General features: G+C 36.5%; 19 protein-coding genes and 2 pseudogenes. 14 read left to right on the forward strand and 7 right to left on the reverse strand.

Annotated features, from left to right (window positions below):
• Positions 1-600: 600 nt before the first annotated feature.
• The 7 genes from QUF93_RS00605 (at position 601) to QUF93_RS00635 (ending at position 5,435) form a co-directional block, all read left to right on the forward strand.
• Positions 601-948, forward strand: coding sequence for an ArsR/SmtB family transcription factor (locus QUF93_RS00605; RefSeq protein ID WP_088232987.1), 348 nt, complete (start codon positions 601-603; stop codon positions 946-948).
• 28 nt (positions 949-976) lie between these two features.
• The gene (arsB, locus tag QUF93_RS00610) at positions 977-2,032 is read left to right on the forward strand and encodes an ACR3 family arsenite efflux transporter (RefSeq protein WP_289361061.1); all 1,056 of its coding nucleotides are present in this window, start codon (positions 977-979) and stop codon (positions 2,030-2,032) included.
• 25 nt (positions 2,033-2,057) lie between these two features.
• Positions 2,058-2,462 carry an arsenate reductase (thioredoxin) gene (gene arsC, locus QUF93_RS00615; protein ID WP_289361062.1) on the forward strand — a complete coding sequence of 135 codons (405 nt, stop codon included), beginning with the start codon at positions 2,058-2,060 and terminating at the stop codon, positions 2,460-2,462.
• A gap of 64 nt (positions 2,463-2,526) precedes the next feature.
• Positions 2,527-2,886 (forward strand): arsenite efflux transporter metallochaperone ArsD, encoded by a 360-nt coding sequence (gene arsD, locus QUF93_RS00620; RefSeq protein ID WP_289361063.1) that lies wholly within the window; start codon positions 2,527-2,529, stop codon positions 2,884-2,886.
• 18 nt (positions 2,887-2,904) lie between these two features.
• Positions 2,905-4,665: an arsenical pump-driving ATPase gene (arsA, locus tag QUF93_RS00625; RefSeq protein ID WP_289361064.1), complete on the forward strand. Its 1,761-nt coding sequence runs from the start codon at positions 2,905-2,907 to the stop codon at positions 4,663-4,665.
• Between the two features lie 39 nt (positions 4,666-4,704).
• Complete coding sequence (locus QUF93_RS00630) at positions 4,705-4,986, forward strand: HesB/IscA family protein (protein WP_088232983.1); 282 nt, start codon at positions 4,705-4,707, stop codon at positions 4,984-4,986.
• Positions 4,987-5,012: 26 nt separating this feature from the next.
• The gene (locus tag QUF93_RS00635; protein WP_289361065.1) at positions 5,013-5,435 is read left to right on the forward strand and encodes a protein-tyrosine phosphatase family protein; all 423 of its coding nucleotides are present in this window, start codon (positions 5,013-5,015) and stop codon (positions 5,433-5,435) included.
• A gap of 246 nt (positions 5,436-5,681) precedes the next feature.
• Here QUF93_RS00635 and QUF93_RS00640 read toward each other — a convergent pair whose 3' ends face one another.
• From QUF93_RS00640 to QUF93_RS00660, 5 genes are all read right to left on the reverse strand, one after another.
• On the reverse strand, positions 5,682-6,056 hold the full coding sequence (locus QUF93_RS00640; RefSeq protein ID WP_289361066.1) for a hypothetical protein: 375 nt from the start codon (positions 6,054-6,056) through the stop codon (positions 5,682-5,684).
• A gap of 48 nt (positions 6,057-6,104) precedes the next feature.
• The gene (locus QUF93_RS00645; RefSeq protein ID WP_289375173.1) at positions 6,105-6,446 is read right to left on the reverse strand and encodes a YolD-like family protein; all 342 of its coding nucleotides are present in this window, start codon (positions 6,444-6,446) and stop codon (positions 6,105-6,107) included.
• A gap of 123 nt (positions 6,447-6,569) precedes the next feature.
• Positions 6,570-8,552: a group II intron reverse transcriptase/maturase gene (ltrA, locus tag QUF93_RS00650; RefSeq protein ID WP_289375106.1), complete on the reverse strand. Its 1,983-nt coding sequence runs from the start codon at positions 8,550-8,552 to the stop codon at positions 6,570-6,572.
• 786 nt (positions 8,553-9,338) lie between these two features.
• Positions 9,339-10,604 carry a Y-family DNA polymerase gene (locus QUF93_RS00655; protein WP_289361068.1) on the reverse strand — a complete coding sequence of 422 codons (1,266 nt, stop codon included), beginning with the start codon at positions 10,602-10,604 and terminating at the stop codon, positions 9,339-9,341.
• A 108-nt stretch (positions 10,605-10,712) separates the two neighbouring features.
• Positions 10,713-10,943 carry a helix-turn-helix domain-containing protein gene (locus QUF93_RS00660; RefSeq protein ID WP_289361069.1) on the reverse strand — a complete coding sequence of 77 codons (231 nt, stop codon included), beginning with the start codon at positions 10,941-10,943 and terminating at the stop codon, positions 10,713-10,715.
• A 291-nt stretch (positions 10,944-11,234) separates the two neighbouring features.
• Between QUF93_RS00660 and QUF93_RS00665 the strand changes: the two genes are divergently transcribed.
• Genes QUF93_RS00665 through QUF93_RS00675 form a run of 3 tightly spaced genes read left to right on the forward strand, consistent with a single transcriptional unit; the run spans position 11,235 to position 13,335 of the window.
• Entirely contained in the window at positions 11,235-11,555 is a 321-nt protein-coding gene (locus QUF93_RS00665; protein ID WP_001202663.1) for a hypothetical protein, read from the forward strand.
• A 15-nt stretch (positions 11,556-11,570) separates the two neighbouring features.
• Entirely contained in the window at positions 11,571-12,737 is a 1,167-nt protein-coding gene (locus QUF93_RS00670) for an FtsK/SpoIIIE domain-containing protein (protein ID WP_289361070.1), read from the forward strand.
• A 22-nt stretch (positions 12,738-12,759) separates the two neighbouring features.
• Positions 12,760-13,335: a replication-relaxation family protein gene (locus QUF93_RS00675; protein WP_289361225.1), complete on the forward strand. Its 576-nt coding sequence runs from the start codon at positions 12,760-12,762 to the stop codon at positions 13,333-13,335.
• Between the two features lie 120 nt (positions 13,336-13,455).
• On the opposite strand, the pseudogene QUF93_RS00680 reads toward QUF93_RS00675, so the two are convergent.
• Positions 13,456-13,578: pseudogene (locus QUF93_RS00680) on the reverse strand (vancomycin resistance histidine kinase VanS); the annotation flags it as partial.
• A 119-nt stretch (positions 13,579-13,697) separates the two neighbouring features.
• On the opposite strand from QUF93_RS00680, the gene QUF93_RS00685 reads away from it, so the two are divergent.
• From QUF93_RS00685 to QUF93_RS00695, 3 genes and pseudogenes are all read left to right on the forward strand, one after another.
• Positions 13,698-14,405, forward strand: coding sequence for an IS6 family transposase (locus QUF93_RS00685; protein ID WP_289361071.1), 708 nt, complete (start codon positions 13,698-13,700; stop codon positions 14,403-14,405).
• A 275-nt stretch (positions 14,406-14,680) separates the two neighbouring features.
• Positions 14,681-15,565, forward strand: a complete 885-nt coding sequence (locus QUF93_RS00690; protein ID WP_199710455.1) for an Rpn family recombination-promoting nuclease/putative transposase — start codon at positions 14,681-14,683, stop codon at positions 15,563-15,565.
• 99 nt (positions 15,566-15,664) lie between these two features.
• A pseudogene (locus tag QUF93_RS00695) lies at positions 15,665-15,802 on the forward strand (IS6 family transposase); the annotation flags it as partial.
• A gap of 26 nt (positions 15,803-15,828) precedes the next feature.
• Here the strand turns inward: QUF93_RS00695 and iadA are convergent.
• Positions 15,829-17,001 (reverse strand): beta-aspartyl-peptidase, encoded by a 1,173-nt coding sequence (gene iadA / locus QUF93_RS00700; protein ID WP_289361072.1) that lies wholly within the window; start codon positions 16,999-17,001, stop codon positions 15,829-15,831.
• Between the two features lie 220 nt (positions 17,002-17,221).
• On the opposite strand from iadA, the gene tnpB reads away from it, so the two are divergent.
• Positions 17,222-18,343: an IS200/IS605 family element RNA-guided endonuclease TnpB gene (gene tnpB, locus QUF93_RS00705; protein WP_289361073.1), complete on the forward strand. Its 1,122-nt coding sequence runs from the start codon at positions 17,222-17,224 to the stop codon at positions 18,341-18,343.
• Positions 18,344-18,417 lie beyond the last annotated feature (74 nt).

Raw genomic sequence — 18,417 nt, forward strand, 5'->3', positions numbered from 1 at the left:
GTTGGTTACGATTTTCTATTTTAGAAATCAACTGAAAAATTTATTAGTATCTATCAATGTAATTTAGAAAAACAACTAAATGATATATGTTATATTCTTTTGCTTTATTAGCCTCTTAGCGTATTTGTAAGCTGAACTACCTTTTGTATAGACATATAATTATTTACTTATGATATGATTTTAAAAAGTGCTTAAGAATTATTTATTAAAAAGAATGAGGGGACAGGCTTGTTAGATCAATTGTTCATTGTAGGTATATATCTTTTGATTATTCTTATGTGTACATATGTTACGCTCGAATATCAGAAAAATAAAATTAGTAAGCAGCATTTTCTGATATGGTTAATATTTATCTTTTTAACAGGACCTATAGGATTTATCATTTATATCTTTTGGGATAAGAAAAAGAGTACAAATTTTAAATAAGGAAATTCAGTGTAAAGATTCTGTAAAGGTGAGAGTTTTTAGTTGAACATATAAGTAAATAGTTATATACTTATTTCGAAAGTAAGAATAAAGTAACTTGAAGGAATAATACATTTTATTTTTACACAACATATAAGCATATGCTTATGTAATTATAATGAGGTAGGTGTGGATATGGAAAAAACAGTTGTAGAGGTAACAAGAGCATCCCAATTACTGAAACTATTAGGAGATAAAACAAGATTAACAATTGTATCAATCCTTAAACAACGTGAATGCTGTGTCTGTGAACTTCTTGAAGTATTTGATATGAGTCAACCTTCTATCAGTCAACATCTTCGAAAGTTAAAGGATTTAGGTTTAGTGCAGGAAGAGCGTAGAGGTCAGTGGATTTATTATTCTTTAAATCAAGCAAGTGATTTATACACGCTTTTAGAAGATATTTTAGCACATGTACCAGACCAAACAGAGAAAATTAAACAAATTGAGAAGAGCAATCCTACACTCCGGTGTGGTTGTTAATAAATAGTTAGAAAGGGAAGTGAGAAGGATGAGCAACACGGGGAAAAAACGTCTGTCTTTCCTAGATCGATATCTAACCCTTTGGATTTTTCTTGCAATGGCAGTAGGAATTGGAGTTGGCTATATATCCCCTGGATTTGTAGAGGGAATGAATAGTTTACAAGTAGGAACAACCTCTATACCACTTGCGATTGGGTTAATTTTAATGATGTATCCTCCATTAGCAAAAGTTCGTTATGAAGAGATGGGGCGCGTTTTTAAAGATGTAAAAGTATTGGTATTATCACTTGTACAAAACTGGATTATTGGTCCTATCCTTATGTTTGCCTTGGCAATTATATTTTTACAGGATAAGCCAGAATACATGGTGGGCTTAATCATGATTGGTTTAGCTCGTTGTATTGCGATGGTTATCGTATGGAATGACTTAGCGAAAGGTGATACGGAGTATGCGGCAGGATTAGTTGCTTTTAACTCTGTATTCCAAATGTTATTTTTCTCAGTATACGCTTATGTGTTTGTAACAGTCATTCCAGAATGGTTAGGAATTGAAGGAGCTGTTGTAGATATTACAATGGCAGAGGTTGCAAAATCAGTCTTTATTTATTTAGGAATTCCGTTCATCGCAGGAATGTTAACACGTTTTATTTTTGTAAAAACAAAAGGGCGAGAGTGGTACGAAAAAGTATTCATTCCCAAAATCAGCCCAATTACATTAATCGCATTATTATTTACAATTATTGTGATGTTCTCATTACAAGGTGAAGCTATTATTAGCGTACCATTTGATGTTGTGCGTATTGCGATCCCATTACTTATTTATTTTGTAGTGATGTTCTTTATTTCTTTCTTTATGGGGAAAAAAATCGGTGCAAGTTATGGGGTATCAACAACATTAGCATTTACAGCTGGAAGTAACAACTTTGAATTAGCGATTGCTGTAGCTGTAGGTGTATTTGGAATCCAGTCTGGTGCAGCGTTTGCTGCAGTTATCGGACCTTTAGTAGAGGTACCAGTTATGATTGCACTTGTCAATGTTGCGCTTTGGTTCCAACGTAAATACTTTCAAACACAACCAAAATAACTATTCATAAAAAGGTGGAATTATCATGGAAAACAAAAAAACAATTTACTTCTTATGCACAGGAAACTCTTGTCGTAGCCAAATGGCAGAAGCTTGGGGAAAAAAATATTTAGGTGACAAATGGAATGTACTTTCTGCTGGTATTGAGGCGCACGGAGTAAATCCAAATGCGATTAAAGCAATGAATGAAGTAGACATTGATATCACGGATCAAACATCTGATATTATTGATCGTGACATTTTAGACAAAGCTAATCTTGTTGTAACACTTTGTGGTCACGCAAATGATGTATGTCCGACAACACCACCGCATGTAAAACGAGTTCACTGGGGATTTGATGATCCAGCTGGTCAAGAGTGGTCTGTATTTCAAAGAGTTCGTGATGAAATTGGCGCACGCATTAAAAAGTATGCTGAAACAGGAGAATAATTGAAAACAAAATAGGCCGAGAATTCTTTCTCGGCTTTTTTATAAAGAAGGGGAGAAATCAGAGATGAAAAAAATTGAAATTTTTGATCCTGCAATGTGTTGTTCTACTGGAGTTTGCGGTCCAAGTGTTGATCCAGAGTTAATTCGTATTTCAGTTGCTGTTAACAACTTGAAGAATAAAGGAATTGATGTGACTCGTTATAATTTGGCGAGTGAACCAGATGCATTTGCCAATAATGTTGTTATTAGTCAACTATTAACAGATAAAGGACCAGATGTGTTGCCTGTAACATTGGTGGATGGAAAAGTAGTAAAAGAAAAAAGTCACCTGACAAATGAAGAACTTACAAAATTAACAGATGTAACAGAAGAAGAGTTGAGTCAAAAGCCAGTCGTACGTTTAAAGTTAAACGTGAAAAAATAGAGAAAGAAGTGAAAGGCAATGACAAACTTATATAACCCAAACACAATAGCATTCACACCATTTTTATTCTTTACTGGTAAAGGCGGAGTAGGAAAAACATCTACTGCATGTGCAACAGCTATTACGTTAGCTGATATGGGGAAACAAGTTTTATTAATAAGTACTGACCCAGCTTCTAATTTACAAGATGTGTTCGAAATAGAACTTACGAATAAACCTAAAGAAATTCCAAGTGTTCCAAATCTACAAGTAGCAAACTTAGATCCTGAAACAGCAGCCCATGAATATAAAGAACGTGTTGTTGGGCCATACCGTGGAAAGCTCCCTGATACAGTTATTGCAACGATGGAAGAGCAATTATCTGGAGCTTGCACAGTAGAAATGGCTGCATTTGATGAATTCTCTACGTTACTTACAAATAAAGAATTAACATCGAAATTCAATCACATTATCTTTGATACAGCGCCAACAGGTCATACGTTACGTCTTCTTCAACTTCCTACGGCTTGGAGTGGTTTCCTAGAAGAAAGTACTCATGGAGCTTCTTGTTTGGGACCATTAGCAGGTCTTGGAGATAAAAAAGAGTTATATAATCAAACGGTTCAGGCACTATCCAATCCGAACCAAACAATGTTATTGCTTGTCACACGACCAGATAGTTCTCCATTGCAAGAAGCGGAACGAGCAGCTCATGAATTAAAAGAAATTGGTGTTAGTAATCAATTTCTACTTGTAAATGGTATCTTGAAAGACTATGTACAAAATGATGATGTCTCAAATGCGCTGTTTAAGAGACAATCGAGTGCGTTAGAAAACATGGCAGAAGAATTAAAGAATCTTCCTACTTTTGAAATTCCATTAGTACCGTTTAATGTTACTGGAATAGAGAATATGAGAAAACTGGTTCAACCAATGGAAAATCTCTCGATTTCGAATGAAGAAGCAAATGCCGTCTCTATTCCTTCACTTCAGACATTGATTACTAATCTTTCAGAATCAGAAAAACGAGTAATTTTTACAATGGGAAAAGGTGGTGTCGGAAAGACTACGGTAGCTTCTGCAATTGCAGTCGGTCTGGCTGAAAAAGGACACCATGTACACTTAACTACAACTGATCCCGCAGCACATATTGATTATGTCATGCATGGAGAACAAGGGAATATTACGATAAGTCGAATTGATCCAAAAGTAGAAGTTGAAAACTATCGTAAGGAAGTCATAGAGCAAGCAAAAGATACGGTTGATGAAGAAGGTTTAGCGTATTTAGAAGAAGATTTACGTTCTCCTTGTACAGAAGAAATCGCAGTTTTCCGTGCTTTAGCGGATATTGTTGAAAGGGCAAATGATGAAATTGTAGTTATTGATACAGCGCCAACGGGTCATACGTTATTGTTGTTGGATGCGGCACAAACGTATCATAAGGAAATTGCACGTTCTTCCGGTGAAGTACCACAGTCTGTGAAGAACTTATTACCACGTTTGCGTAATCCGGAAGAAACAAGTGTTGTAATTGTAACGCTTGCAGAAGCGACACCAGTCCATGAAGCAAGCCGTCTACAAGAAGACTTAAAACGTGCGGATATTACTCCAAAATGGTGGGTTATCAATCAAAGTTTTTACGCAACACATACAAGCGATTTAGTGTTAAGAGGAAGAGCGCAGTCTGAAATACAGTGGATTCAAGCGGTACAAAGGGAATCACGAAAGAACTGTGTTATTATCCCTTGGCAATCGGAAGATATTGTAGGGTATGAGAAGCTTAAAGATTTAGTAAAATAAAACATTTTTAATTAGTTACTATGAAGGGGAGAAATGAAAATGAATATTACAGATAAAGCAAAAGAGTTTATTGAGAATGCAATGAAAGAAAACGGTGTTTCAACACTGCGTTTTACATTTGATGGTGCTGGATGCTGTGGACCTAGCTACGGTATTAATTTAGGAGAAGCACAAGAAAATGATGTCACAGAAACAGTAAACGGTATTCAAGTTGCTATGGATCCAAAGGTTGTTGAACTTGTAAATACATTGACACTAGACTATGTAGAAGATCAACAAGGTGCAGGCCTTGTAATAAGTGGCGGATCGAATTGTTGCTAAATAATAATTGAAGGAGATTAACAAACATGACTAACTATCACGAACTCGTAAAAGGAAAAGTATATATTGGTGGAGTGGACGCGATACAAGAAGCAGTAAAAAAGCATGGAATCACTGAGGTATTTGATTTACGTGCCGATGGAGAAGAACCAGAAGGATTTCCAGCAGAAACTACACGTCATGCTTGTCCGATTGTAGAAGGTGTAGAGGGACAAGATGAGTCAGTAAAAACTGCAATTGCAGCTGTCAAAGAAGCTGTTGAACAAGATAAGAAAGTATTTTTCCATTGTTCCGGTGGACGTAATCGTACAGGTACAGTTGCAACTGGATTATTAGTAGAATTAGGGCATGCATCTAACGTAGAAGAAGCGGAACAAAAAGCAAAAGAAATCCGTTCAAGCATTAATATCAATTCAGAAATGAAACAAGTATTGAAACGTCTATACTAAACAATTATCCGAGCCTCAAAAAACAAAGTTTTTTGAGGCTTTTTATATAGTTAGGATATATATAAGGGAATGGGAGTTTGAAAACAAGAGAATTACTGACTACAGCACAAAGTTGAATATCACATTAACAGGGGATTATGTATGGAACTTAAAGAAAAAACAAACCTTACTAATCTAGATAGGGATTCAATGAAAAAGTAATAATTTGAGTGACCGGTTCCTTACGTATAGTGAACCGGTTAAATTTCATCTAAATTCCACATGAAATTTAGTGTCAATGATTCCAAAAGCAACTTTACATGGGAATGGATTTTTCCCTGTTGAAGCAGCACGCATACAAGAAAGCACCCAATGTTCAAGTTCTAAAGGTAAGCGGTATAATTGAATACTACCATCATTGTTTTTTACTGATACAATCGGTGTATTTACCCTAGTAGTAGCGAAGTCATCCGTTGTGATCATTGCTACTGCATCATTATTTTGGAAACCAGCGTTTAGAACTTCATAAACCATTCCATCTTTTTCGTTGATAATCATAGGTATATTTAAATAGGGATAGTTATTTATATTATTATCAATCACTGTTCTTAATGTATTCTTTCTTATCTGATTCCCTTGCATTTTATACACTCCTTTATAACTATTCAATCCTAATCACTTAAATCGATTCTATTTTACGTCTATTATATTAGAAAATCGCAGTGTCATCTTATTATAAAAAGCATCGGTACATATGACAGCACTATTTTGCTGGTCAATACCAACAACAGTCATATAGCTAGAGAGTAAATAACCATCTTCATAATATGTAATTAGTATTTCTTCTTCAGATAATAAGGAACATAGCAACATGTTCTCAATCAGTTCTTTTTCTTCAGCGGTTAAGATCGGCCGAGTTACTTTGTTTTTCTCCTTGATGATTTCACGAATACCAGCAAACTGTTCAGGCATTGCTGCAAATGGAGTCCATTTGACCATTCCTCTTCCTTTTGGCATATTGGCGTTATATATCGATAGGTAAGTTTTTGAAGTTATCTCTAACTTTTCCCCCGATCCGCACGGTACGTGCCACTTTCACGGCATACCGCGGTCCACCTATATTGTAGTGTTCTTTCCATCTAATAATGATAAATTCTAAGCAAACAACGCTAGTTGTTCATAATTTAATCCCACTTCAGTTTGTGATTCAATACAGATTTCCTCGTTTTTGACTAGCTCTCGCAATTTGTTAAGTTTGTCTAGCTGTTCCTCATTGAGTTTAAGTTCATTGAGTAGTTGATTTATGACTTTTGTCTTGGTTGCGTGTATTAGTCTATGAACACTTGGTTTGATGATGGTAAGGTTTTTGTAGCTGTCATCCTTTGTTTCACTCCATAATCGCTTATGGTGACAATGGATATCCCAGGGCAGAAGTTTCTCGCCTGTCACACTACATTTACCTTTTTGAGCTACGTAAAGAGAGATTCGATTGTCATTGTATTCAACGGTTGTCTGCCCATTTATGACTGGATTTTCTCTTAGCCATTTAAGTTCTGTTTCGGTTATGTCTGCCAAGTTTTTGTGTATCAAGGCTCGTCCTTCTACGGTGTACTTGTTAATGGCTTGCTTTTTCATCAGCGGACTTTTGTGTTGAATATAGGCGATTGGTAGGATAGGACGTCTCATGAGATACCTCATCCTTTTTGACTTTAGATAGGGTTTTATACCTTTGTCTTTTCCTTCATATTTTCCTATATTCGTGTATCCATTAGTGTTGCTTTTTCCTCTTCTTATTGCCTTAGGGAAACGGTTATACATCATGCAGTCGAGTTCTAAACCCATTTTATCGAGGTCTAGGCTGACATGCGTTGCTATTCTGTAATAGTTATGCTTGCCAATGACAATGCTGTTGTATAAATTAATTCCTTTGATTGCTTCAATAGAGTTCGGGGTTTTCTGTATTTTTTTCACTTGTTTTGCTAAATCTTGCTTCGTCTTTTCCAGTGCCTTTAGTGATACATGTGTTTCTGCAATGTATCGTGTGTTCTCGTTTTTCCGTTTTCCTTTCTTTGTAGCTTTGAGAGAGAAACCTAAGAATTCACTCTCTTGCTTTTTCAGATTGGTAACTTTGGATTTCTCGGTTGAGATAGGCAGTTTTAATCGTTCTTCTAACCACATTCGGCATGCTTCGAATATTTTCTCTGCATTACTTCGTGTGTTTGTGAAGATTTTGAAGTCATCTGCGTATCTTACGATGTACATTGGTTTCATTTTTGATGTTTTGGATAGGACGTATGTTACGTTGTCGTTACTCCAGATTCCATCTTTGTATCTAGGCTTTACCTTTTGGGCTTTGAATGTTTCCCATTGTTTACTAACCCACCAGTCAAATTCATTAAGATTAACATTGGCGAGCAGAGGGCTGAGGATACCTCCTTGCGGAGTTCCCTTCGTCGGAAACATTGTTGTACCGTCAGGCATTTTTACTGGTGCTTTCAATATTTTTCGGATAATGACGAGTAATTGTTTGTCCCGTATACCCAGTGTCCATATTTGACGCATGAGTTTGGCGTGATTTACTTCGTCGAAAAATCCTTTAATATCCACGTCTACCACATAAGTAAGGTTTTGTTGGTTTACCTTTTTAGTACTATCTGCTATGGCATGTTCTGCACTTCGGTTCGGACGGAATCCATAACTTCTATTACAAAATTGCGCTTCGCAAATAGGCTCCAAAACTTGAAGAATACATTGTTGGATAATTCTATCCCACATACTTGGTATTCCCAGAGGTCTTGTTTTTCCGTTGGGCTTAGGAATTTCCTTTCGTCTTACCTTTTGTGGTTGGTAGTTTTGAAAGCGTCTTTTAACTTCATTCAAGAAATAGCTCTGATTCATTCTTTCAATATCCTTGATGTTTATGTTGTCACAGGCAGATGTTTTACTCCCTTTATTTCCTTTTATGTTACGAAAAGCGAGGAGTATATTTTCGTCTGATGTGATAGTAGGCATCAGTTTCTTGAAAGAATTTCCTTTGGTTGCTTTTTGGTATAAGTCGTCTAGGACAGTTTGAATACCGTAGTATTCATTGTGTCTAAGTTTCTTATCCTTTAGCGTGGGCTTAGATTTGTCATTCATGGTCTATCACCTACTCTTATATTGATTTTTGGTGACCTTTTGAGTCTTACCAGAATCCATGCAAGATTAGATGGAAATTCAGTTCCTCCAATGTAGGCTTGTGGCTGTTCCTCCAGTTCCATTACAGAACCTTCTCGGGTCGTGCCACTACTCTCACTACTATTAAGAATACTTCACTCGGTTATCCGTTTCGCATTCAACTATATCCGCCGATAGAGATTTCTCTCAACGTTAGTAGCTTTCGACGTTCCGTTCAGACTATCATTGTTTTAAAGGTCATATGACCTCCGGTTTAGGTGCTTGCTATACCCCGTGCCTAGCTCCGTTGCCTATAACAACGTTAGGATTGTTACAACATGAATTATTCCAATCCATTAGACAAGTCTTATTTTCAGACTCCGAGTCATTTCTAACCCGTCACAATATCGAGGCGTACATTCGCAAGTTCGTCAGTGTTTACACATTCTCACCATGTCGGTTGACAGCATACAATACTTTATCAGATCCATTTGGTTTATTATTCCGAATGGCTTTCGGTTATCCTATAGGGTACTTCGGATAATGATTGCATGTTTTACCCTGCTTCCAACATCACGCTATGTCTAACGTATGCTGTCGGGAATCTCACTGGGAGAGTTTCAGGTCGTTACTCCTTCATTCCTCTCACTTGTCTGAACAGTTATCCTGTTCTTGTAGCCTTGGCTTATTTCTTTAAAGAACAGTCATCGTTTGTCGCTGAAAACGTTGTAATACCAACGTTTTTGCTTAGTCGATAACGTCTCGCACTCATGCGTTGTGTCCCCCTAATAGTGTGTTTCTGTGTCTAGCTGTAGCGCTATGCGTGTAGGAAATCCCTCGTAAAATACTGTTCTTCCCAAATTTTGTGCGTATTTCATCCATTACTTTTGTTAACTTCATTTCTTGTTCCCGCTGCGTTATGTTATCAAAAAGAGAAATTTGTTCCTCCCCTTCCAGGATTAGATTCGTTAGAGAAATGTTTATGCTGCGAATGGGTTCGCCAGTATATTGCTGGTGTAAAAAGTATGTACAGATATGATAAATATCCATTGTTAAATTTGTTGGGCGGCTTAAAGTATGTGTTTTTCTAAAGCCACCTGTATAACTCTTGCTATAACCAACAGAAAAATGAACGGTTTGAGCAAGTTTGTTTTGTTTTCTAAGCCGATAACAAACTTCTTCAGTATGTTCCAGTAGGATAATTGGAAATTCTTCTATTGTATAATCACGCATTAGAATTTGGCTTTTCCCAACAGAAGTTGTAGCTGGAACATATTTTTCTGAAATACGACTAAAATCAATCCCATTGCTATGTAAGTGTAATTCCTCTCCAATCACGCCGAAGCTTTGTTTTAAATATTTAAGAGGATAAATGGCCAAATCTCCAATTGAACGTATGCCCTTTCGATTTAACATTTCTTCAGTTTTATGCGAAATCCCCCAAAATTTACCAAGTGGTCGTATCGGCCATAATTTTATGGGTACATCTTCGTACTTCCAATATGCGATGCAGTCTTTTGTCTTCTTCGCTTCCACATCTAAAGCAATCTTACTCATTAAAGGATTAGGCCCAATCCCAATCGTGCATTCAATTCTTGTTTTCTCATATATTTCACGTTTGAATTTCAACGCGAATTCATATGGCTCATTCGCAAACAGATGGATGCTATTTGTAATATCCATAAAGAATTCATCGATGCTGTATTGGTGGAAATCCTCAATCGGAACGTATTGTAAAGCTAATTTTGTTATGTAATTTGAGCATTTTATATAAGTGCCCATGATTGGGTTTACCACAAGAATGTCTTTGTGTCGTGGTATTTCGTACAACCTTGCCATTTTCTTAACACCTAATGCCTTTAGTGGTGGTGTTGCAGCTAAAACAATGGAGCCACTCCTGTTTACGTCTCCTACTACAGCTAATTTGGTATGTAGTGGGTCTAATCCCATCTTGATACAGGACACGCTTGCATAAAAGCTACGAAGATCTACACATAAAACAATTCGATTTGGCAAAATTGAGTAATCATACACCGTTATGCCTCCTTTAATAAGAACGTCTGTTCTTATTATACACGAATATATGTTCTTTTATGAAGTGATTTTTGTAAAAAAATAAAACTGACTCTAGTTAGCCAGTTTTTACATATCCCAAAAGTCGGTGGATTTAACATTGGGTTTTATTTGCCTAATAGCTTTTAAAATCTTTTTCATTACAGTTGGACTAGGTATGTATTCTTTATCATTGCACGCCTTTGAAACTGTAGGACGACTTAATTTCGCGGTCTTTTCTAAATCATTTTGGGTGAAGCCATTCCGATCTAAAAAATCACCTAATTTCGTTCGGTTTTTCCCTCCGAATTTCCAAAACACTTAAATCCCTCCTGAACCTATTTTCAACATTGTGGACATAAATGTAAAAAACTATTCGCATAGACGGCAAAAGTTTTTTACATAATGTACAAGCTGTACACAATATGATGTATCAAAGCAGCTACCACGGTATTTATTAAGGTAGAAGAATACGAGGTTACCAAAGTAAGTTGCGAATGATTACCACAGTATTTATCAAGATTTCTACCAATGTAAAACTACCACGGTATTAAGTAGATGAAGCTATGTAATATCTATATTCTAAATTCTGTTTATAAAGGGGGCATTTAAATGCGTGCTAGGAAAGAAACAATTCCTTTTCGCGAGTTTATGGATCGGTCATACAAAGATAAAGAACAGAAAATCCGTAAATACAATTCATTAAGTCCTTTCGCATTCCTTCATATGTCGGATCAGGTATTACATACTTACATTGCATTAGGAGTTATGGGAACGATTTTAATCGGAGCAGTCATGTTAGAAAAATACTTGGTGCGACATGACTATATATCAGCAGCTAAATTTGTAAGTGAAGGTATTTATCACGGAACGCGAATTGGTGGAGTTTGCTTGATTGGATATGTATTTGTTCGTATCGTAATCATGTTTTAAGGAGGGAAGGGAGTAATGGGGATTATAAAGGAGTGGCTTCGTACGCAAAGGTTAAGGAATCAGCTTATGGAGGTGTTCGGAAAAGCAGGTTTATATACGGAACATCAAACGCGTGGGGGAAAAGTGCCTATTTATCCAAAGTTACATAATGTTTCTTCTTCAGCAGAAAGCGTGAGGTATGTTTTTACCATACCAAACGGATTAGATCCACAGAAGATTGAAAAGAAGTGGTTTTGTTTTCAGCAAATATTAGGACGGAATATTACGATTGAAGGGGATGTGAAAAAGTTTGTACTACATGTATTCCGTTCAGATGCTGGACTAAAACCATACAATTACTGTTATAAAGAATGGCAGCCATTATTAAAAGAATACCGTCTTCCTGTTGTGGTTGGCCGGGACCAATTCGGAAAAACGATTACGTACGATATGGTTGATTCCAATACACCACACTTATTAATAGCAGGAGAAACGGGAAGCGGGAAAAGTAGTATGGTACGTGTTGTATTATCCACACTTATTCAATATATGTCTCCTGAAAAGTTGCATTTGTACCTTGGTGACTTAAAAAACTCTGAATTTCATTTTTTGCGTAGAGTGAAGCATGTGAAAGAAGTTTGTATGGAAGAAATTGAAATGAAAATAATGCTTCAAAAGTTATGGAAGGAAATCAGAGAACGAAGAAAACTTATGGAAGAATATGAAGTTGATCATATTGATGCGTACAACAAATTAAATCCTAATCATCAAAAATCATATATTCTACTTGCTATCGATGAAGTGGCCATGCTAAAAGATGAAAAAGAGTGTATGACTACAATTGAAAAGATTTCAGCAGTCGGCCGATCACTTGGGGTGTTTCTTATGCTTAGTATGCAGAGGCCAGATGCGAAAGTGTTAGATGGTAAGTTAAAGCTCAATATGACCGTAAGAATCGGCTTTAAATGTGATAGTGCAATTAATAGTAATATCATGGGTACTCCTGGTTCAGAGCATTTAGAGCAATCAGGCCAAATGATTTTAAAACGAAATGGATTAAAGAAAGTGCAAGCTCCTTATTTGGAATTAAGTAAGGCGAAACAAATTGTTGAAACATATCGCATGTCTAAAGAGGAGAAAATACTCCAGAATTCATCGCAAGAAGAAATTCCGTTATTTGGGGTGTTAGATGATGAAGAGTAGAGATAAAGGAATTTTGAATGATTTGAATCGATTTAGATGCATGTCCCGTGACGATATTATTGACTTGCATTTTCAAGGCTTAAAGAATGCGGTAACTTGTTGTAATACGGTTATGAAACGATTAAGAAGAGACGGCTATGTTGATGCTAACGTATTGCAGCACCCATACATTTATTTTCCGCAGCCAAGTTCTATCAGAAAGACAAGTCAAAAAATTCCTCATTTCCTTGGTATTGTGGACGTATACAAACAACTCGTTCATTATGAAAATCCTAAACTATTCGAAGTTGAACCAAAGTATGGGAAAGAATATATGGAGCCGGATGCTTTTACAATATGGCGTAGATCGCCATTCTTTATTGAAGTTCAAAAGTCAGTGTACAGTAAAAAGCTAATGCAAGATAAGATAAATAGATATGAGTTTTACTTCCATAGCCAAGAATGGCATAATGAATATTGGCAACCGAAAGCTTCTAAATTCTTTCCTTCAATCCTTATCATTACTGACAAACATTACGACGTTCAATCTCCTTATTTTCGTATATTCCAGGCGAATTCTATAGAAAGTTTTATGAATAATTTAACAGTGAAATCATAAAGAAAGCCTGCATAGTGCAGAGCTTTTTTCTTTTCAATAATATATTAAGTCATGTGTGATGATGATTGTTAAAATGCAGTAAATGAGCAAAGTAAATTTAAAGTAAGTTATGAAATGGTAATAAAGTATATTAAAAAGATAGGGTAAAACTTCTTCTAGAATGATATCTCCATAATTAATAACTTGTATGATAACCTCTCGATTATCACTATATCCATTCATATCTACAACTTGTCCCACATATTCGTTTGTACCAATATCTTTTTAAAGGGTTCTGGTGCAAAAACTTAAGGACAATTGCAATGAATCTATAAATCTTGGACATACTGTTACTATTACTTTAGAAAGGGTGCGTGATTGGTATGGAAAAGGAAAATGTATTCAAATGGAGGCATTATCAGCCTGATATTATTTTGTTAACGGTAAGATGGTACCTACGGTACAACCTCAGTTTTCGTGATTTGGTGGAAATGCTAGAAGAACGGGGTTTATCCATTTCTCATACAACGATTATGCGTTGGGTACACCAGTATGGTCCTGAATTGGACAAACGAATCCGACGTCACCTCAAACAAACAAATGACTCTTGGAGAGTCGATGAAACATATATCAAAGTAAAAGGTCAATGGATGTACCTGTATCGTGCTGTTGATTCGAAAGGAAACACAATCGATTTTTGCCTAGGCAAAACAAGAGACCAGAAGACTGCAAAGCGCTTTTTCAAGAAAGCTTTGCGGTCTTTTCATGTTTCGCAGCCTCGTGTTATGACAGTCGATAAGAATCCAGCTTATCCTATAGCAATTGAACAGTTGAAAAAAAAGAAAAGCATACCTGATGGTATGCAACTTAGACAACAAAAATACTTGAATAACATAGTAGAACAAGATCATCGCTTTATAAAGAAGCGAATCCGTTCTATGCTAGGGTTCAAATGTTTTGACACAGCTACATCCATTCTTTCTGGAGTAGAAGCTATGCATATGATTAAAAAAGAACAGATTGATTTACGGGACCAGTCTGTCCAAAATCAGAAAAAATTCATCCATCAATTGTTTGGACTGGTAGCATAAGATACAATTCCGTTAGGAATATATGCGCTTTATTCTCTTTTATTTTATTTTTGCACCAGAACCAAATAAAGCTCAATAATTTATAAAAAGGTCTGATGCATTTTCAGTTGAGAAAATCGATATTCCAGGCATTATTCCATTTTTGGTTCTGGTGTAAAAAATTTAAGGATTTAGGCAGATTTTTATGTGAGATAGCATAAGAGCCTGTTTGCATGTGCTACCTTTTTTTATGTACAATAAGAATAAGAGATGATATAGACAGGGAGAGGAGATCCATGTCCACCAAATTAGTAAATTTACGCATTGATTTTGCTTTTAAACAGTTATTTGGGACGAAAGGAAATGAGGAAATTTTAACTGGTTTCTTAAATGCAATTCTAGAGGAATCTTTAGATGCACCTATTACATCGCTACAACTAGAAGATCCACATCTCCATAAATCCTATGAAGATGATAAGTTATCGATTTTAGACCTATTAGCAACACTAGATAATGGGACGCAAGTAAATATAGAAATTCAGCTTCGAAATACACATGATATGGTGAAGCGATCTTTATACTATTGGAGTAAACTTTTTACATCCCAAATGCAAGAAGGGATGCCATATCGTTCACTTCGGAAAACAATTACCATTAACTTACTAGACTTTATTTTATTTTCTCAGGATGATGCATTTCATACCATCGGACAATTATGGAATACAAAAATGCAGCAACTATTAAGTGACGACATTGAAATCCATTTTGTAGAGATTCCAAAATTAGTGAAACAATGGCGTGAAGAAAAAGTAAACCCGTGGGAAAATACATTTGTCCGTTGGATGTTATTGTTGCCAGCCCATGAAGATGAACATTTAACTCAAACATTGGAGGAGATTGCGATGAATCAAGATCCAATATTACAAAAAGCAATTAATAAATGGGAAAATATGAGCCATGATTCTTCTTTCCGAACAGCTTATGAAGCTCGTGAGAAAGTACTTCTAGATGAACAAGCTAAGCTAGCGCATGCAGAACAAGAGGGTATGGAAAAAGGCATTGAGCAAGGTAAAATGCAAATGATTCGGGGGATGCATGAAATTGGTGTACCGCTTGAAACTATTGCAAAAGCAAGTAAATTAAGTGTGGAGGAAATAGAACGTATCTTGAAATTAAAGTAAATATATATGAACCTATAGAACCTATGAATAGAAGAAATTAGACGTTCATTATCGTAGTACGTCTAATGGAAAAACATTGCTGAAGATTTTAGCAGTGCTTTTTCCAAATTCGCAGGATTTCAAAGTATTCGTTATGCTTCACGTACGATAAAAGGAATCGAAACCGTTCATGCTCTATATAAACAAAGGCGAAGACATCAAACAGACTCCGCCTTTTCAGTAAATTATGAATTGTAACAATTACTAGAAGCTTCTTATCTTTCTTATTCAAATGTTCCCTTCACTATCGGAACTTTATTTTCTACCATAAACTTGCCTTTTGCAATGACGCTGTGAATGTCCAACGTTTCTTTTTCCAACAATACGATGTCAGCATCCTTCCCGATTTGGATACAGCCCTTACTTGAAAGCTTCAGTAATTGTGCGGGATTCGTAGTAATGACTTCCAGTGCCGTTTCTAACGGAATACCTTCCACTAAAACAGATTCTCGTACTTCGTGAAATAGCGAAGATACTTTTCCGACTTGAAGGCCTGCATACTCCCCGTTGTTGTCAAAGAAGGGGAGGCTGGCCTGTCCATCTGAGGAGAAGGTAATATGTCCGACCGGGACCCCATCTTCAAGCATAATACGTAATGCCTCACTGCATTTCACTTCTCCGTCCTCCAAAAATTGAGGAGTAGTACTTGTGGTAAAGTCTACGTAACCGCCTCGTTTTGCGTAATCAATACCCGCTCTGAATAATTCTTCGTTTCGGTTTATATGTGTTGGATGGAAGTGCCGAATCGGAATGTTGGTTTTATCTGCAATTTCATGCAACAATGAAAGTTTTCCCTCTCCGTCCCCTACATGAACTTCTAATATGCCAGATTTTCCTGACAGAATGCCGCCATTGCGTGCGGCAGTGGCGACTTTAACTATCTCCTCAAATGTAGGTTCTGATGATCTATGGTCGGAGATAGCAATCTCTCCAACACCGATAATTTTGTCAATTAAAATAATATCATCTTCGATTTTTCCCGTCAGCGTTTTTACTGGCACTTGATAGGAGCCTGTGTGAATGAAACAAGAAACTCCCTCTTCTTCAAGTGCCCGCGCCTTGGCAAGTAGACTTTCCATTTTACGTGTTGTCCCGTCAGTACCGAGTAAACCGACTAGTGTTGTAATACCTGCAGTTGTAATATCAGTGAGCATCAGCTCAGGTGTGCGGGTTTTGAATCCGCCTTCTCCGCCTCCACCAATAATATGAACGTGTGAATCGATAAATCCTGGAACAACCAAAAGATTTGCCGCGTCAATGACTAGAATAGGAGCAAAGTTGTTAGGAATTGCGATTCTATCATCTATGAATGCGATTTTATCATCTGCAATTAATATGTCTTTCCGTCCTAGGCAGTTGGGTGCGTATACTTCTCCATTTTTTATTAAGGTAATCAATTCTTTTTTCCTCCTGTCAATACTTTTCGTTTTATCATTTTAGCCAAGAAAACTCCTTCCTCAAGGAACGCGAAGTGAGTAGGTGGGAGATAAATTGGCTTCGGACAAGGGATGGTAGGAAGCCATCTTAATTGTTCGACATACATAAACTGTTACTTCACTACCTATCGAATGTACGTTTGTTGTATAATAGACACATATCGAAATGGGGGTGAAACGAATGATGATCAATAAAGCATATAAATTTCGTATCTATCCAAATAAAACACAAGCGAGCCTAATCAATAAAACAATTGGCTGTTCTCGTTTTGTATTCAATCATTTCCTATCTCTATGGGATAATGCATACAAAGAAACAGGAAAAGGTTTGACATATGGTACATGTTCTGCCAAAATTCCTGCCATGAAGAAAGAGTTTGTTTGGCTAAAAGAAGTGGACAGTATTGCGATTCAGTCGTCTGTTCGCAACCTTGCGGATGCTTATACACGCTTTTTCAAAAAACAAAACAGTGCCCCACGTTTCAAATCTAAGAAGAATAACGTACAATCTTATACCACAAAACAAACAAATGAAAACATTGCCGTTGTAGGAAACAAAATGAAATTGCCAAAACTAGGTCTTGTTCGATTTAACAAAAGTCGTGAAGTAATTGGACGTATTTTAAATGCTACAGTTAGACGGAACCCTTCTGGCAGATACTTTGTGTCATTGTTAGTTGAAACAGAAGTGCAAGAACTTCCGAAAACAAACTCTTACATTGGAATGGATGTGGGACTAAAAGATTTCGCCATTTTGTCAGATGGAACTACCTATAAAAATCCGAAGTTTTTTCGATCATTAGAAGAGAAGTTGGCAAAAGCACAGCGTGTTCTTTCTAGAAGAATGAAAGGATCTTCTCGCTGGAATAAACAACGAGTAAAAGTAGCTAGAATTCATGAATACATGACGAATGCTAGAAAAGATTACTTGGACAAAATCTCGACTGAAATCATCAAAAATCACGATGTTATCGGTATAGAGGATTTGCAAGTATCGAATATGTTAAAGAATCATAAGTTAGCAAAAGCAATTAGTGAGGTATCATGGTCTCAGTTTCGAACTATGTTGGAATATAAGGCAAAATGGTACGGCAAACAAATCATTGTCGTATCGAAAACATTTGCTTCAAGCCAATTATGTTCTTGTTGTGGATATCAAAACAAAGACGTTAAAAATCTAAACCTACGTAAATGGGACTGCCCTTCTTGCCTTACACACCATGATAGGGATATTAACGCAAGTATCAATCTAAAGAATGAAGCGATAAGGCTTCTAACCGCAAGGACTGTGGAGCTAGCCTAATAAATTAGAGTTCGATAGAACTCTTTACTTAGGAATCCCCCCTCTTCTAAACGAAGTGAAAGTGGGGGTAGTTC

This window comes from Bacillus hominis, assembly GCF_030348325.1.
Taxonomy (GTDB): Bacteria; Bacillota; Bacilli; order Bacillales; family Bacillaceae_G; genus Bacillus_A; species Bacillus_A hominis.

Bases quoted from the DNA above. Each gene is read 5' to 3' on its own strand.
- QUF93_RS00665 (WP_001202663.1), top strand. From the start codon at position 11,235: ATGCGTGCTAGGAAAGAAACAATTCCTTTTCGCGAGTTTATGGATCGG.
- QUF93_RS00640 (WP_289361066.1), bottom strand. From the start codon at position 6,056: ATGCAAGGGAATCAGATAAGAAAGAATACATTAAGAACAGTGATTGAT.
- tnpB (WP_289361073.1), top strand. From the start codon at position 17,222: ATGATGATCAATAAAGCATATAAATTTCGTATCTATCCAAATAAAACA.
- QUF93_RS00630 (WP_088232983.1), top strand. From the start codon at position 4,705: ATGAATATTACAGATAAAGCAAAAGAGTTTATTGAGAATGCAATGAAA.
- QUF93_RS00635 (WP_289361065.1), top strand. From the start codon at position 5,013: ATGACTAACTATCACGAACTCGTAAAAGGAAAAGTATATATTGGTGGA.
- arsD (WP_289361063.1), top strand. From the start codon at position 2,527: ATGAAAAAAATTGAAATTTTTGATCCTGCAATGTGTTGTTCTACTGGA.
- arsC (WP_289361062.1), top strand. From the start codon at position 2,058: ATGGAAAACAAAAAAACAATTTACTTCTTATGCACAGGAAACTCTTGT.
- QUF93_RS00685 (WP_289361071.1), top strand. From the start codon at position 13,698: ATGGAAAAGGAAAATGTATTCAAATGGAGGCATTATCAGCCTGATATT.
- ltrA (WP_289375106.1), bottom strand. From the start codon at position 8,552: ATGAATGACAAATCTAAGCCCACGCTAAAGGATAAGAAACTTAGACAC.
- arsB (WP_289361061.1), top strand. From the start codon at position 977: ATGAGCAACACGGGGAAAAAACGTCTGTCTTTCCTAGATCGATATCTA.
- QUF93_RS00690 (WP_199710455.1), top strand. From the start codon at position 14,681: ATGTCCACCAAATTAGTAAATTTACGCATTGATTTTGCTTTTAAACAG.
- QUF93_RS00605 (WP_088232987.1), top strand. From the start codon at position 601: ATGGAAAAAACAGTTGTAGAGGTAACAAGAGCATCCCAATTACTGAAA.
- QUF93_RS00670 (WP_289361070.1), top strand. From the start codon at position 11,571: ATGGGGATTATAAAGGAGTGGCTTCGTACGCAAAGGTTAAGGAATCAG.
- arsA (WP_289361064.1), top strand. From the start codon at position 2,905: ATGACAAACTTATATAACCCAAACACAATAGCATTCACACCATTTTTA.